General features: G+C 54.5%; 1 protein-coding gene. It reads left to right on the top strand.

What is annotated here, in order from left to right; genetic code table 11:
• Positions 1–86: 86 nt before the first annotated feature.
• The coding region (locus GSQ76_RS31335; protein WP_216851205.1) for a hypothetical protein at positions 87–290 on the top strand (204 nt) is incomplete at its 3' end.

Raw genomic sequence — 290 nt, 5'->3', positions numbered from 1 at the left:
ATCGCCCATCTCGGTTGAAATAATTCCGGCTCGTCGCAGGATTAATATGCCGGTCGTATAGACATCCACGTTCAGGAGTGCGCGTCATGTATGACGAGGATGTGCTGCCGCCTACGCGCGAGGACTTTCTCCCTCGTCAGTCAGAGCGTACATTAGAGCACCTTCTACGCAACCGTACAACGTTGATAGATACCCCGCTCACCTGGCTTGAAATAGAGAATCGAACCGGCGAGCGGCTCGCGAGCAAGTTGGTCGAACGTGAGCCCCTGGCGGGCAGTAGAGATAAACAA

Source organism: Acidisphaera sp. L21, from assembly GCF_009765685.1.
Taxonomy (GTDB): Bacteria; Pseudomonadota; Alphaproteobacteria; order Acetobacterales; family Acetobacteraceae; genus LMUY01.
The sequence above is the reverse complement of the archived record's forward strand: the minus strand, read 5'-3'. Positions and strand labels throughout refer to the sequence as shown.